Origin of the sequence: Candidatus Solirubrobacter pratensis (assembly GCF_000425945.1) — a bacterium.
GTDB lineage: Bacteria > Actinomycetota > Thermoleophilia > Solirubrobacterales > Solirubrobacteraceae > Solirubrobacter > Solirubrobacter pratensis.
In genome coordinates this window covers 868,032-881,681 of record NZ_KE384480.1, presented here as the reverse complement: position 1 = coordinate 881,681, position 13,650 = coordinate 868,032, and the positions used below count along the sequence as shown (strand labels likewise).

15 protein-coding genes are annotated in these 13,650 nt (G+C 72.4%); 4 read left to right on the top strand and 11 right to left on the bottom strand.

From position 1 onward, the window contains the following. Positions 1 to 31: 31 nt before the first annotated feature. Both whiG and H958_RS0128890 read right to left on the bottom strand, forming a co-directional pair. Positions 32 to 817 carry an RNA polymerase sigma factor WhiG gene (whiG, locus tag H958_RS0128895; RefSeq protein WP_081686359.1) on the bottom strand — a complete coding sequence of 262 codons (786 nt, stop codon included), beginning with the start codon at positions 815 to 817 and terminating at the stop codon, positions 32 to 34. A 12-nt stretch (positions 818 to 829) separates the two neighbouring features. Beyond that, positions 830 to 1,762: a tyrosine recombinase XerC gene (locus H958_RS0128890; protein WP_028061210.1), complete on the bottom strand. Its 933-nt coding sequence runs from the start codon at positions 1,760 to 1,762 to the stop codon at positions 830 to 832. Here H958_RS0128890 and H958_RS0128885 point away from each other — a divergent pair. The 3 genes from H958_RS0128885 (at position 1,746) to H958_RS0128875 (ending at position 4,068) form a co-directional block, all read left to right on the top strand. Continuing rightward, positions 1,746 to 2,051, top strand: coding sequence for a hypothetical protein (locus tag H958_RS0128885; protein WP_028061209.1), 306 nt, complete (start codon positions 1,746 to 1,748; stop codon positions 2,049 to 2,051). The two genes, H958_RS0128890 and H958_RS0128885, sit on opposite strands and share 17 nt — an antisense overlap. A gap of 18 nt (positions 2,052 to 2,069) precedes the next feature. Continuing rightward, a complete protein-coding gene (locus H958_RS0128880) occupies positions 2,070 to 2,537 on the top strand; it encodes a MarR family winged helix-turn-helix transcriptional regulator (RefSeq protein ID WP_231379394.1) in 468 nt (155 codons plus the stop codon). Between the two features lie 61 nt (positions 2,538 to 2,598). Next, a complete protein-coding gene (locus H958_RS0128875; RefSeq protein ID WP_196807608.1) occupies positions 2,599 to 4,068 on the top strand; it encodes a DHA2 family efflux MFS transporter permease subunit in 1,470 nt (489 codons plus the stop codon). Positions 4,069 to 4,085: 17 nt separating this feature from the next. Here H958_RS0128875 and H958_RS44255 read toward each other — a convergent pair whose 3' ends face one another. The 3 genes from H958_RS44255 to H958_RS41045 are packed head-to-tail and all read right to left on the bottom strand — an operon-like array spanning position 4,086 to position 7,030. After that, the gene (locus H958_RS44255; protein WP_051324924.1) at positions 4,086 to 5,126 is read right to left on the bottom strand and encodes a L,D-transpeptidase family protein; all 1,041 of its coding nucleotides are present in this window, start codon (positions 5,124 to 5,126) and stop codon (positions 4,086 to 4,088) included. Positions 5,127 to 5,177: 51 nt separating this feature from the next. Beyond that, positions 5,178 to 6,221 (bottom strand): NAD-dependent epimerase/dehydratase family protein, encoded by a 1,044-nt coding sequence (locus H958_RS41050; RefSeq protein WP_051324923.1) that lies wholly within the window; start codon positions 6,219 to 6,221, stop codon positions 5,178 to 5,180. Continuing rightward, positions 6,218 to 7,030, bottom strand: coding sequence for a lysophospholipid acyltransferase family protein (locus H958_RS41045; RefSeq protein WP_051324922.1), 813 nt, complete (start codon positions 7,028 to 7,030; stop codon positions 6,218 to 6,220). The genes H958_RS41050 and H958_RS41045 overlap by 4 nt, the downstream gene beginning before the upstream one ends. Positions 7,031 to 7,049: 19 nt before the next feature. On the opposite strand from H958_RS41045, the gene H958_RS0128855 reads away from it, so the two are divergent. Beyond that, on the top strand, positions 7,050 to 8,039 hold the full coding sequence (locus H958_RS0128855) for an alpha/beta fold hydrolase (protein ID WP_028061206.1): 990 nt from the start codon (positions 7,050 to 7,052) through the stop codon (positions 8,037 to 8,039). A gap of 56 nt (positions 8,040 to 8,095) precedes the next feature. On the opposite strand, the gene ilvD is transcribed toward H958_RS0128855, so the two are convergent. The 6 genes from ilvD to H958_RS0128825 all read right to left on the bottom strand — a co-directional run bounded on the left by ilvD (position 8,096) and on the right by H958_RS0128825 (position 13,643). After that, the gene (gene ilvD / locus H958_RS0128850; protein WP_028061205.1) at positions 8,096 to 9,817 is read right to left on the bottom strand and encodes a dihydroxy-acid dehydratase; all 1,722 of its coding nucleotides are present in this window, start codon (positions 9,815 to 9,817) and stop codon (positions 8,096 to 8,098) included. 44 nt (positions 9,818 to 9,861) lie between these two features. After that, a complete protein-coding gene (locus tag H958_RS41040; RefSeq protein ID WP_028061204.1) occupies positions 9,862 to 10,503 on the bottom strand; it encodes a hypothetical protein in 642 nt (213 codons plus the stop codon). A 199-nt stretch (positions 10,504 to 10,702) separates the two neighbouring features. Then, entirely contained in the window at positions 10,703 to 10,954 is a 252-nt protein-coding gene (locus tag H958_RS0128840) for a hypothetical protein (protein ID WP_028061203.1), read from the bottom strand. 40 nt (positions 10,955 to 10,994) lie between these two features. Next, the gene (gene thiD, locus H958_RS0128835) at positions 10,995 to 11,852 is read right to left on the bottom strand and encodes a bifunctional hydroxymethylpyrimidine kinase/phosphomethylpyrimidine kinase (protein WP_028061202.1); all 858 of its coding nucleotides are present in this window, start codon (positions 11,850 to 11,852) and stop codon (positions 10,995 to 10,997) included. 89 nt (positions 11,853 to 11,941) lie between these two features. Beyond that, positions 11,942 to 13,018, bottom strand: coding sequence for a DNA-processing protein DprA (locus H958_RS41035; RefSeq protein WP_051324921.1), 1,077 nt, complete (start codon positions 13,016 to 13,018; stop codon positions 11,942 to 11,944). Positions 13,019 to 13,034: 16 nt separating this feature from the next. Next, positions 13,035 to 13,643: an ATP-binding protein gene (locus H958_RS0128825; RefSeq protein WP_255325470.1), complete on the bottom strand. Its 609-nt coding sequence runs from the start codon at positions 13,641 to 13,643 to the stop codon at positions 13,035 to 13,037. Positions 13,644 to 13,650: the final 7 nt, after the last annotated feature.

Genomic DNA, 13,650 nt, shown 5'->3' with positions numbered 1-13,650 from the left:
TCTCTCCGATGCCAGAGGAGCGAGGCTACCGTCAATCGCGCAGGTTGTCTCCCTGCAAGCGCGACTTGAGACGCAGAACGGCCTTGGTGTGCAACTGGGAGATGCGCGACTCGGTTACCCCGAGAACCTCGCCGATCTCGCGAAGCGTCAGGTTCTCGTAGTAGTACAGCGCGATCACGAGCTTCTCGCGCTCCGGGAGCGCGGCGATGGCGTCGGCCAGCCGGTCCTTGAGCTCGGACGCCGCGAGCATCTGCTGGGGGTCCGGTGCGTCGGGATCCTGCAGCGTGTCGAGCAGGCTGACCGAGTCGCCGGAGGAGTCCGAGACCGCCCACAGCTCATCGAGCGCGACCACCGTCGAGTTGGAGATCTTGACCAGGATGTCCTGGAACTCCTCCAGCGGCATGTCGAGCTCGCTCGCCATCTCCTCGTCGGTCGGCGTGCGGTGCAGCCGGTGCTCCAGCTTGGCGTGGATCTTCTCGATCTCGCGTGCCCGCGCACGGACCGACCGCGGCACCCAGTCCAGGGCCCGCAGCTCGTCGATGATCGCGCCTTTGATCCGCGTGATCGCGTACGTCTCGAACTTGATCTCGCGCTCGAGCTCGAAGCGCTCGATCGCGTTGATCAGCCCGATCAGCCCGTACGAGATGAGGTCGGCCTCCTCGACATGCGCGGGGAGACCGGACGACATTCGCCCGGCGACGTACTTGACCAGCGGTGAGTAGGCGACCACCAGTTGCTCGCGGGCCTTGTCGGAGCCGTCGGTCTTATACCGGCGCCAAAGGTCCTTGAGCTCGATCGCTTTTACGTTGGTCTCCAGGTCGGCCCCTCTCTATGCCCGCGGGTGGCTCCTCGCATAGGCCGCCCGCAGACGAGCGGACTCTACCCGAGTGTAGACCTGCGTAGTGGAGATCGATGCGTGACCCAATAGTTCCTGGATCGCTCTCAGGTCTGCGCCCCCTTCCAGCAGGTGCGTGGCGAAGGAGTGCCGGAGGGCGTGCGGATGCACGCCCGTCTGGGCGGCCGCGTGGCGCGCCCATACTCGCAGGCGGCGGCGGACGTCGGACGTGGAGAGCCGCCTGCCGTTCTTGCTGAGGAACAGGGCCGGCTCGTCGTCGGCGCTCTGGAGCGCGGGCCGCGCCCGCTCCAGATAGGCCGCGATGGCCTTCAGCGCGGGCTCGCCCGCCGGCACGAAGCGCGTCTTGGAGCCCTTGCCCTCGACGCGCAGCTGCTCGGCGTCGAAGTCGACGGCCGACACGTCGAGATCGACGATCTCCTCGGCCCTGAGGCCGCACGCGTAGGCCAGCTCGAAGAGTGCGCGGTCACGCTGCTCGAGCGGTGTGGCGACGGGGATGCGGTCGAGGATCGCCGCAACGTCCTGGGGCTTGAGGACCCTCGGGAGGTCATGCGGGCGCCGGGGCGCGGGCAGCAGGTCGGCGGGGTTGGCCTCGATCTCGCCGTGCTCGAGCAGCGTGCGAAAGAGGCTTCTGATCGAGGCGATCTTGCGCGCCATGGTGCGCGGCGCCGAGCCCTTCTGGGACAGGCGGGCGGCCCAGCGCCTGAGCGCCGGGTAATCGATCTGGGCGGGGCTGAGCCCGTTCGCCGTCGCCCACCCGGCGAGCTCGGCGGCGTCGGTGCCGTAGGCCCGGCGCGTGCGCTCGGCGGCGCCGCGGCGGCGCAGGTCGGCGTCGAACGTGCGCAGCGCGGCGCGCCACGGCTCCGAGACGGCCGCCGTACCCTGCGAAGGCGTGAGCGCGTTCTTCATCGATACCTCAACGGGTCAGGTCGCGACCCTGCGGCAGCTCGTGGCGGCCGGCGTGACGTCCTCGGATGCGCCGCCCCCGCGCCCGTGGCATCCGGTGCGCGGCGACCGCGACGCGAGCATGCTGTGGTACGCGGTGATGCGCAAGCAGATCAAGGGCGTGTACATCGGCACCCTCAGTGTTCGGCACCAGGACCATCACGCCTCCCTGCTGAAAGAGGGCTGGCAGGAGGTGCCCGTCGAGGAGATCGAGGCGTTCGGTCCGCGGGCGGATGATCCCGTGACGGGATGATCCGCTAACGTCCTGCGCGTGGATCTCCTGTTCGCGTTCAACCAGGCGAGCTTCGCGCTCGGCAACGAGATGGCCGCGCGGCTGGCCGAAGTCGGCATCTCGCCCCGGCAGTACTGCGTGCTCAGGACCGCGCGCGAGGAGGAGCTGACGCAGATCCGGCTCGCGGAGAAGTCGATGCTGGACAAGACGACGATGGTCGTCACGCTGGACGAGCTCGAGCGGGCCGGGCTGGCCGAGCGGCGGCCGTCGCCGGCGGACCGGCGCGCGCGGATCGTCGCGGTCACCGACAAGGGCGCCGCCGCGGTCGACGCGGGGAGACGGATCGTCGAAGAGCTCCAGGCGGAGCTGCTGGCGTCGGTGCCGCCGGAGCTGCGCCCGGCGTTCCTCGAGGGTCTGGAGGCGCTCGTCGGCGGGCCGCTGGCCTCGCCGTCGCACGTCGAGCGGGCGATGCGCCGCCCGCGTGAGCGAGCGCTCGTTCCGAACTAGATCGTCCCGAAATAGACGATCTGTTACGGTCCTACCGATGCACGAATCGGGAGGTACCGACATGACGTCTTCGCCCGCCAACCGCGCGGCCGCGCCCGACCCGCGCATGCGCGCGCTCGTCGTCCTGTGCGCCGGGATGCTGATGGTCATCCTCGACCAGACGATCGTCAACGTGGCGCTGCCGTCGATCCAGAGCGATCTCGGCTTCACCCAGTCGGGGCTGGCGTGGGTCGTCAACGCGTACCTGATCGCGTTCGGCGGGCTGCTGCTGCTCGCGGGCCGGCTGGGCGACCTGCTCGGCCGCAAGCGGCTGTTCATGGCCGGGATGGCCGTGTTCACGCTCGCGTCGCTCGCCTGCGGGCTGGCGGGGTCGCAGGGCATGCTGATCGCGGCGCGCTTCGTGCAGGGCGTCGGCGGCGCCCTCAGCTCCGCCGTGATCCTCGGGATGATCGTGACCATGTTCCCGCAGCCGGGCGAGCAGGCCAAGGCGATCGGGATCTACTCGTTCGTCGCCTCCGCCGGCGCCTCGATCGGGCTCCTCAGCGGCGGCGTGCTGACGCAGGCGTTGGACTGGCACTGGATCTTCTTCGTCAACGTGCCGATCGGCGTGGCGACGCTCGCCCTGGCCGTGCCGGTGGTGGCGGCCGATCGCGGCCTGGGGCTGCGCGAGGGGGCCGACGGCGCCGGTGCGGCGCTCGTGACGGGCGCGTTGATGCTCGGCGTGTACGCGATCGTCGGCGTCGCCGACCACGGCTGGGGCTCGGCGCAGACGCTCGGGCTGGGCGCGATCTCGCTCGCCCTGCTCGGCGCCTTCGTGTGGCGCGAGGCGACGGCGGCCACCCCGCTGCTCCCGCTGCGGATCTTCCGCTCGCGCAACGTGACGGGAGCCAACGCGGTCCAGACGCTGCTGGTCTCCGGCGCGCTGGGGATGTTCTTCCTGGCCGTGCTGTACCTGCAGCGGGTGCTCGGGTTCGACGCGCTGGAGACCGGCCTGGCGTTCCTTCCGGTCTCCGTGGTCATCGGGACGCTGTCACTGGGCTTCTCGGCGCGGCTGAACCTGCGCTTCGGCGCCAAGGCGGTGCTGGTGCCGGGCATGGCGCTGGTCGCGCTCGGGCTCGCCTGGCTCACGCAGGTGTCGGTCGACGGCGCCTACGTGGTCGACGTGCTCCCGGCGATGCTGCTGATGGGCGCCGGCGCCGGCATCTCGTTCCCGGCCCTGATGACGCTGGCGATGTCGGGCGCGACGGCGGAGGACTCGGGGCTCGCCTCCGGGCTGGTGAACACGACGCAACAGGTCGGCGGCGCGATCGGCATCTCGCTGCTCGTGACCTTCGCGACGTCGCGGACGGACTCGCTGCGGGCGGCCGGCGAGACCACGGCGAGCGCGCTGACCGGCGGCTACCGGCTCGCCTTCGCGATCTCCGCGGGACTGGCGCTGGCCGGCGCGCTGCTGGCGGCGACGGTGCTGCGGCGCGAGAGCGAGGCGCGGGCCGAGATCTCCGTGCCGGAGGCGGAGTTGCAGACGACGTAGACGGCGCGGGCAGGTGCCTAGGCGATGTAGACGGGTGCCCCCACGGGCACCTCGTCGTACAGCTCCTCGACGTCCGGGATGTGCATCCGGATGCATCCGTGGGAGGCGGCCGAGCCGATCGACGCGTCCTCCGACGTGCCGTGGATCCCCGCGCCGTCGTAGATGCCCATCCAGCGCGCCTTGATCGGGTTCGAGGGATCGTCGCCCGGGATGACCTTGCCGGCGAGATCGCCCGCCCAGTCCGACGTCGGCACGTGCCAGGCTGGATTGACCGCCTTGTTCTGGATGTTGTAGAGCCCCGCGGGCGTCTCCAGCCCCACCTGGCCGACCGCGATCCCGTACGTCTTGGCCCGCTTGAGGTGCTTGTAGAGCGTCAGCCTGAAGTGGCTGCGATCCACGATCAGGACCGCCGGGTACTTCTTCGCGAGCTCGGCGGTGGAGACCTTCGGCCGCACCACGGCCGTCTGGACGTCGACCTCCGTGTCGGCGCCCGGGCTGAGCAGCGTGCGCTGGAGGTCCTTCGCGAGCGTGTTGTACTTCACGCGGATGCCGGTCCGCGACGGCTTCGGATCCACGATGCCCTTCGAGAGGTCCACGTGGGCGTCGCGCGGCGCGCGGTCGATCGCCTTGCGTGCGCGCCGGACCAGCCGCTCAATTGCCGGCTGCGAGTAGCTGACGTCGGCGGCCAGCGTCGTGTCCAGCGACTCGTTGCGCAGGTTGCGCCAGCTGCGGGAGAGCAGGTTGCCCTGCTGCGAGCGCGCGAGCGCCTTCCCCACGGTGCCGCGGATGTCGATCCCGACTGCCGCCTGGCGAGGGGTCAGCGTGAACGTGCGCCCGTGGTAGGTCGCCTTCACCGGGCGATCCAGCGGCTCCAGCAGCGTCGCGCGCAGCTTGGCCTCCGCCTGCGCGCGCGTCATCCCGCCGATCGCCACGCCGTTGACGGTCACGCCCTCGGCGATGCGGTCGCGCTTGGACCGGTCATATGCGTAGGCGCCCCCGACGAGCCCCAGCGCGAGCAGCACCAGAACCGAGGTGAGGACGATCAGGCGCTTACGCATATGGCCGCTCAATGGTAGGAGAGTGAGAGGCGGACCGCCCAGTGTTGCAAGTCAGCTTTCGCGGTCGCGCCTCACGCTCGGCGACCAGCGCAGGAACTCCTCGACCTCGCGCTCATAGCGATATGGCGCGCCTGCGCTCTCGCGCAGTGGAGCAAGCCGCAGCGCCTCGGCGAACGCCTGCACCGTCTCGCGCGACGTCAGCCCGAAGCGGAAGCCCGCCGCCTTGAGCTTGCGGTTGTCCAGCCCGCGCCCGTAGCGGAGCTGGTGGCGGACCTCCTCGGGGAACCGCAGTCCCGTGAGTCCGAGCGCTGACGCGGCGGCCCCGGTCCCCCACGGCGGAAGCAGCGGGACGTAGGGCTTGCCGAGCAGGCTCGCGACCTCCGAGAGCACGAGCACGCCGTCCGGCGCGGCGTTGTGGATCCCCGGCAACTCGTGCGTGACCGCGTGCGCGAGGGCGCCGACGATGTCGTCCTCGTGGATGAACTGGTAGCGCGGATCGAAGCCGAGGATGCCCGGCACGGCGGGCAGCGAGAGCAGCGCGCCGTGCGAGGTCTCGAGGTCGGGGCCGAGCCCGTCGCAGAAGCGCAGCGTCGTGACGGCCACGCCCGGGTTGCGGCTCGCGAAGTCCTGGACGGCGTCGTCGGCCTCGACGATGTCGGACTCCAGCCTCGTCCGCGGCGGATGCGGACGGCGCATGTCCTCGGTGAAGAAGCTCGGATCGTCTCGCTCGCAGCCGTAGTAATGGGCCGACGACTTGAACACGACCTTCCGGACCGGCGAGTCCGGCCCGCCGCAGGCCGCGAGGATGTTCATCGTCCCGAGCACGTTCTGCTCGTGCGCCCCGCGCGCCGGGGCGGTGCCGGAGTCCACGATCAGCCGCGTGTCGACCACCGCGTCGATCTCCGCGGCACGCACGATCCGCCGCAGCAGCGCGTGCTGGCTGCCGACGCGGACGAACTCCGTGCGCTCGAGCGCGAGCGTCGGGTCCTCGGGCGAGACGCCGATGATCGCCTCGATCGCGGGGTCCTTCTCGAGCTCCTGCGCGAGCCGGCCGCCCCAGTAGCTGGAGAGGCCGGTGATGAGGACGCGCTTCACCCCAGCCACGGCGACCGCCGCCGCGCGAGCATCTCGTACAGCTCCTCCTGGATCCGGCCACGGACGTCCTCCGCGACCGTCTGCACCAGGCCCGTGTCCTCCCACGGCGCCTCGCCCCAGCGGTCGGTCGCGATCGGCTCGAGGAACCGGATGCGGAACTTCGCCGGCAGGTAGACGAGCGGCGCCAGCGGCGCGTAGATCAAGCCGGTCAGGCGCTTGAGCGGGAGGTGGGCGAAGATCGGCTGCGCCTCCTCGGCGCCGACGACCGCGATCGGGACGATCGGGGCCTTCGCCCGCATCGCCGCCTCCACGAACCCGCCGCGGCCGAAGCGCCGAAGGCGATAGCGGTCCTTGTAGAGCTTCTCGGTCCCCTTCGCGCCCTCCGGGAAGACGAGCACGAGCTGCTCCTCGTCGTAGAGCAGCCGGTGGACGTTGGCCGGGTGCGCCGGCACGCCGCCGATCTTGGGCACGAGCATGCTCAGCAGCGGATACCCCTTGAAGAAGTGCTCGACCGTCATATGCACCGGCCGTGGGCGGGGATGCTCCTCCTTGACCGCCTTGGCGATCATCGCCGCGTCGGGCGGCAGAGCGCCGGCATGGTTGGAGACGAGCAGCGCCCCGCCGGTGGACGGGACGTTCTCGATCCCCTCCACCTCGACGCGGAACCAGTAGTGGTAGAGGAACTCGTAGACCGTACGGTCCATGAGGCCCTCGATGCGCTCCGAGCGGCCCCAGTCGGTGACCTGGCGCTCCGGCTCGATCGCGGGCAGGTGCCTGCGGTGGTCGGCGGGGGCGGGAAGCTCCTTCAAGGTCAGCTACGGTAGCGGTGTGGCGGGGCTCAGAGAGCAGATCCTGGGCGTCACCGGCAACGCGATCGTCCGCGCGAAGCCGGATGCGACCTATGCGGACGGCGACGACGCGAGCTGGATGGATGTCGACTGGCCGTCGCTGACGCGGACGGTCGAGGTCGCCGGGCGGCCGGTGAGCGTGGTGGACACCAAGGGGGACGGCCCCCCACTTCTGCTGATCCACGGGCTCGGCGGCGTGTGGCAGAACTGGCTGCTCACGATCCCGGCGTTCATGGAGCGCTTCCGGGTGATCGCTCCCGATCTGCCGGGGTTCGGCGAGTCGCCCATGCCGGTGGGCCGGATCTCGATCCAGGGCTACGCGCGCCTGATCGACGAGCTGTGCACGGTGCTGGGCGTGGAGGCGCCGATCGTGGCCGGCAACTCGATGGGCGGCTTCATCGGCGCCGAGCTGGCGATCGCGTTCCCCACGCGGGTGCAGAAGCTCGTGCTCATCAGCGCCGCCGGCCTGTCGGTCGAGTACCTGGCCAAGGAGCCGCTGATGACGGTCGGGCGGCTGATGTCGGTGACGGCGACGCGCGCGGGCGCCCAGGCGGGGATCCTGATCCGGCGGCCGCGGATGCGGCGGCTGTTCCTGCAGCTGGTGGTCCGCTACCCCGAGAAGCTGTCGCTGCCGCTCGCGACGGAGCTCGTGCGCGGCGGCGCCTCGCCGGGCTTCGTCGGCGGCCTGGACGCCGTCCTGACCTACAAGATCCGCGAGCGGCTGTCGGAGATCGAGGTGCCGACGCTGATCGTCTGGGGCCGCAACGACATCCTGGTCCCGGTCAGCGATGCGGCGACGTTCCGGGAGCTGATCGGCTCCAACGCCCGCGCGGTGATCTTCGAGGACACGGGGCACCTCCCGATGCTCGAGCGGCCGTCGCGCTTCAACGCGCTGCTGGCGGACTTCATCGCCGGCGACGAGGTGCCCGAGGCCGGGGTTCCGGGCACCACCCCTGCGGCTGGAACGTGATCCCCACGCGGCGCGGGCTGCGGTCGTCGCCGCCCGCGCCGGCCCTCGACGCGCTGTCAGCCCGCCGTCGCGGGCTCGCGGGCCGGCTTCGGGCCGGTCACCGCGCCTTCGCTGGCGCTCGACACGAGCGCGGCGTACTTGCCCAGCACGCCCCGCGTCTCGATCGGGGGCGGCTCGTAGCCGGCCAGCCGGCTCTCGATCTCCTCGTCGGGCACGTCGAGGTCGATGCGGCGGTTGTCGACGTCGATCGTGATGCTGTCGCCCTCGCGGACCGCCGCGATCGGGCCGCCGTGGACCGCCTCGGGGGCGATGTGCCCCGCCATGAAGCCGCGCGTGGCGCCGGAGAAGCGGCCGTCGGTGAGCAGCGCGACCGAGTCGCCGAGCCCCTCCCCCACGATCGCCGCGGTGACGGCGAGCATCTCGCGCATGCCGGGGCCGCCGGCGGGGCCCTCGTTGCGGATCACGACGACGTCGCCGGGGTTGATCTGGCCGGAGGTGACGGCGGCCATCGCGGCCTCCTCGCCGTCGAACACGCGCGCGGGGCCGCGGTGGTGGCGGCGCTCGTGGCCGGAGAGCTTCACGACGCTGCCCCCGGGCGCGAGGTTGCCGCGCAGGATCGCGATCCCGCCGGTCTTCTTGATCGGGTTCTCGAGCGGGCGGATGACCTCCTGGCCGGGGGTCTCCTGCGCCTCCTGCGCGTGCTGGCCGATCGTCTTGCCGGTCACGGTCGGCGCGCCGGCGTGCAGGTGGCCGCCCTCGAGCAGCCGCTTGGCGAGCACGGCGGTGCCGCCGGCGGCGTGCAGGTCGGTCGCGACGAAGCGGCCGCCGGGCTTGAGGTCGCACAGGCTCGGGACGCTGTTGGCGACGCGGTCGAAGTCGTCGATGTCGAGCTCGACGCCGATCTCGCGCGCGACGGCCAGCAGGTGCAGCACGCCGTTGGTGCTGCCGCCGGACGCCGCGACCGCCATGATCGCGTTCTCGAGGCTGTCGCGCGTGATCAGGTCGCTCGGCTTCTGGCCGCGGCGGAGCACGTCCATCACGAGCTCGCCGGCGGCGAACGCGATCTCGGGCTTGGTCGCGTCCTGGGCAGGGACGAGGCTCGGGCCGATCGGGCTGATGCCCATCATCTCGAACGCCATCGCCATCGTGTTGGCGGTGAACTGGCCGCCGCAGGCGCCCGGGCCGGGGCTGGCCGCGGCCTCGATGTCGGCGAGCTCCTGGTCGGTGATCTTGCCCGCGGCGTTGGCGCCGACGGCCTCGAACACGTCCATCACCGTGATGTCCTTGCCCTTGTAGTGCCCGGGCGGGATCGAGCCGCCGTAGAGCATCACGCCGGGGACGTCCAGGCGCGCGAGCGCCATCACGGTGCCGGGGATCGTCTTGTCGCAGGCGCACAGGCAGATCACGGCGTCGAACAGGTGGCCGAGCGCGACCAGCTCGATGCTGTCGGCGACGACCTCGCGGCTGACGAGGCTCGTCTTCATGCCCTGCGTGCCCATCGTGATGCCGTCGGAGATCGCGACGGTGTTGAACTCCATCGGCGTCCCGCCGGCGGCCTTGATGCCATCCTTGACGTGCTTGGCGAGCGCGCGCAGGTGGAAGTTGCACGGCATCGTCTCGGTCCACGTGTTCGCTACGCCGATGATCGGCTTCGACAGCGCCTCGTCGTCGTAGCCGATGCCCTTGAGGTAGGCGCGTGCGGCGGCGCGGTCGCGCCCTTCGGTGAGGGCGCGGGAGCGATGCTTGAGGTCGAAGTGACCGTTCCCGGCGGCGGACATGCCGCCGATTCTATGCGGGCGCGCGCCCGGGCTCCGGGGGCGGGCTACGCCGCGCCGCTCTCGGCGCCGGACTGGCGGCGCGCGCGATCCAGCCGCTCGCGCTCCCAGCGGCCGAGGCGCCAGATGTCGCGGGAGACCTGGCGCGGGTCGATCTGGCGGCCGGGCAGGTGCATGTTGGCCGTGTTGATCAGGCGCCGCTCGTCGCCGTTGAGCGCCATCCACTTGGCGAGCACGTCGTCGGAGTCGGGGAGGCGCGCGGAACCGTACGGGCGGGTCTCGTCCGGGAACTCGACGCAGTACTCGTTCAGGAGGCGGCCAGTCTGCGGCAGGTACGCGACGATCGGCTTGTGCGGGTAGATCAGGTACGCATACGGGACGCCCTTGAGGTCGCGCCCGAGGCCTGAGGGCTTGCCGCCCGGCCCCTTGTTCTGGCCGCCCCAGACGCGGACGAAGCCCAGATCGCGGTACATCGCCCACTCCTCCTCGTTCACGCACGACTTCAGCAGCTCGCGTGCGCGCTGCTCGGCGCGGCGCTCGCGCCCGGGGTCGTAGGCGACGGAGTCGCCGTGGGCGCGGGCCTCGCGGCGGGCGCGGCGGCGCTCGGCGCGGCGCTCGAACCAGGGGATCGAGACCTCCCACAGGAGCGCGATGATCACGATCGCGGTGGCGCAGAGGGCGACGGTCACCGCGCGGCTCCTGCGTGCGGCGCACGGGCGTCTCGGTTCAGCGCTCCAGCGAGGGGGTGGGCGCGGTTCAGCGCCCGGGCGAGGGGGTGGGCGCGGTTCAGCGCCCGGGCGAGGGGGTGGGCGCGGTTCAGCGCCCGGGCGAGGGGGTGCGCACGGTTCGGCGCGCGGGCGAAGCGATCGGCGCGGTTCAGCGCGTGCGTCAACGGGCGCCGCCGGCCGCACGCGGGAAGAAGATGACGCGACCCGTCTCGCGTGGGATCTCCTCGAACGCGGTGACCATCTCCGCCTCCCGCCGGCCGGTCGTGGATGTGACCGGGACGGCGGCCCACATGCCCTGCGCGAGCTGCCGGCGGAACTCCTCCACCAGGCGCTCCTCGTCCTCCGCGACCTCGATGTCACCCTCGGCGATCAACTGCTCGCCGTATCCCGGACGCATGCGAAGGAACTTCATCTGCGCGATTATGTCACGCAGCGCTGGGCGGCCTCGACACTTAGCGCGCCAACTGGGCACTTGCAGGGGATTGCCGCGCGCGGGCCGTCAAGTCGAATACGTCCACTGGGCCGGCGCCCCGGCCGAGGCCGCGCAGGCCCGCGCGGACGGCCTCGCTGGCGATCGCGCGCGCGGCGCGAGCCGCCTCCAACGGCGTGTAGCCGAGCGCGAGGTGCGCGGCGAGCGCCGACGAGTGCGTACAGCCCGATCCGTGCGCCGCGCCGTCGGCGTGCCGCTCGCCGGGCAACGGCTCCAGGGCCTCGCCGTCGAAGAACACGTCGGTCGCCTCCGCGCGGTGGCCCCCAGTCACGACGACGTTCGCCGGGCCGAGGCGGTGAAGGGCGCGGGCGAGGTCCTCGGCGTCGGCTGCGAGGCGCCGGCCCGCCTCTTCCGCGCGCCCCTCCCCGACCGCGGCCAGCACGCGCGCCTCCGGCAGGTTCGGCGTGATCACCGCGGCGAGCGGGAGGAGGAGCTCGACCATCGCGCGGCGAGCGGCGTCGTCGAGCAGGACGGCGCCGGACTCGGCGACCATCACGGGGTCGATGACGACCGGGGCGCCGTCGAGCAGCTCGAGCGCTTCGCGGACTGCGGCCACGGTCTCGGCGGTCCCGAGCATGCCGATCTTGACCGCGTCGACCCCGATGTCCTCGGCGACCGTCCGGACCTGCTCGACGATGAACTCGCCGGGGACCGGGTGCACGCCGGTGACGCCGGTGGTGCTCTGCGCGGTCAGAGCGGTGATCGCCGTCATCCCGTGCACGCCGCAGCGCGCGAAGGCCTTCAGGTCGGCCTGGATCCCGGCGCCGCCGCCGGAGTCCGAGCCGGCGATCGAGAGCACGGCGGGAACGGGTCTGGGCATCACGATGAGGGTAGGCGCTGTCAGTGCTCCTCCGGGCCCGGCCCGAGGATCTCGTGCGGCTTCAGCGTCCTCCAGTGCCGCGGACGGAATCACGCCGCGCGCTCCCAGCGGCCGGCGAAGCCGCGCCGGACGAGGCCGAGGCGCTCGAGCTCGCCGAGCCCGACGAGCGCGGCGCGCGCTTCGGCGGGTGTCGTGGCGAGCTCGCTCAGCGTCCCGCGGCCGTCCTCGACGGCGGCCAGGACGGCGGTCAGGTCGGGGGCGAGGTCGGGCGGCGGCACCGGCTGGGGCGGGTCGAACGGCGCGCCCGTCGTCGCCGCGAGCAGCTCGAGCACCTCGCCGGCGTCGCAGACCAGCGGCGCTCCCGCCTGGATCAGCTGGTGGACGCCCGTCGAGAGGCGGCTGGTGACCACGCCGGGGACGGCCGCCACGCCGCGGCCCAGCTCGGCGGCGAAGTCCGCCGTCGTGAGCGAACCGGAGCGGTCGGTCGCCTGGACGACGACGGTGAGCTGGGCGAGCGCGGCGATGATCCGGTTGCGGGCCACGAAGCACCAGCGGTGGGCACGGGCGCCGGGCGGCAGCTCGGACACGACGGCGCCGCGCGACGCGACCGCCGCGTGCAGGCGCCAGCCGCTCGCGGGATACGGGACGTCGGCGCTGCCTGCGAGGACGCCGATCGCCGGGCCTGGGCCGCTCAGGGCGCCGGCGTGGGCGGCGGAGTCGATCCCCAGCGCGAGGCCGGAGACGACCGGCACGCCGGCGATCGAGAGGCCGCGGCCGAGGGCGCGCGCGACGTCCAGGCCGTAGGCCGACGCGCGCCGCGCCCCGACCACCGCGACGCGGTCAGAAGGGGCGAGCACGCCCGGATCGCCGAGCACGTGCAGGACGGCGGGCGGATCCGCGAGGTCGCGAAGCGGCTTCGGGTAGGTGTCGCGGCAGCCGCACACGGTGACCAGCCCGGCGGCGAGCGCGGCGGCCCGCGCGCTCGGCGGATCGAATCCGGCGTACGCGCGTCTGATCTCGGCGGCCGCGCCGATCTCGAGCAGCTCGTCGTCGGGCAGCGCGAGGACGCGGGCGGGCGCGCTGCGGCGCTTGAACTCGACCTGCAGCCGGCCGGCGATCGCGGCGATCAGCCACGCGCGGCGGAGGCAGTCGTCGCAGGCGGTCATGCGCGCGTTGCGAGGGTCATACCGCCTCCGCGAGCGGTGGGGCGTCGTCGAGGCGGAGTGAGGCGGCGATGTTGATGTGGTCGGCGCCGACCGTGTCGCGGGACTCGAGGTCGGCGACCGTGCGGGCGACGCGCAGGATGCGCGTGTGGCCGCGGGCGCTGAGGGTGTGGCGGTCGTAGAGCTCGGCGAGCAGGCGCATGGCGCTTGGCGCGACCTGGCCGACTTCGCGGATCTGGCGCGAGGTGAGCTGGGCGTTGCAGCTCTCCGGATGGCCGCGCAGGCGGCGTGTCTGGCGCTCACGGGCGGCGACGATCCGCTCCATGACCTCGGCCGAGCGGGGCGCGATCTGCTGACGCAGCGCCTCGGCGGGCGGGCGCTCGACGCGCATCAGGATGTCGATCCGGTCCAGCAGCGGGCCGGAGAGGCGGCGGCGGTGGCGGAACAGGTCCGCCGGGGTGCACTGGCAGCGCGTGCCGCCGAGACCACACGGGCACGGGTTGGACGCCGCCACGAGCATGAAGCGCGTCGGGAATGCCATCACCTGCTGGCCGCGCATGATCGTGACGTGGCCGTCCTCCAGCGGCTGGCGGAGCGCCTCGAGGCTCGGCCGGGCGAACTCCGACAGCTCGTCG

Bases quoted from the DNA above. Each gene is read 5' to 3' on its own strand.
- H958_RS44255 (WP_051324924.1), bottom strand. From the start codon at position 5,126: ATGCGTAAGCGCCTGATCGTCCTCACCTCGGTTCTGGTGCTGCTCGCG.
- H958_RS41035 (WP_051324921.1), bottom strand. From the start codon at position 13,018: ATGACCGCCTGCGACGACTGCCTCCGCCGCGCGTGGCTGATCGCCGCG.
- H958_RS0128840 (WP_028061203.1), bottom strand. From the start codon at position 10,954: ATGAAGTTCCTTCGCATGCGTCCGGGATACGGCGAGCAGTTGATCGCC.
- ilvD (WP_028061205.1), bottom strand. From the start codon at position 9,817: ATGTCCGCCGCCGGGAACGGTCACTTCGACCTCAAGCATCGCTCCCGC.
- H958_RS0128875 (WP_196807608.1), top strand. From the start codon at position 2,599: ATGACGTCTTCGCCCGCCAACCGCGCGGCCGCGCCCGACCCGCGCATG.
- thiD (WP_028061202.1), bottom strand. From the start codon at position 11,852: ATGCCCAGACCCGTTCCCGCCGTGCTCTCGATCGCCGGCTCGGACTCC.
- H958_RS0128890 (WP_028061210.1), bottom strand. From the start codon at position 1,762: ATGAAGAACGCGCTCACGCCTTCGCAGGGTACGGCGGCCGTCTCGGAG.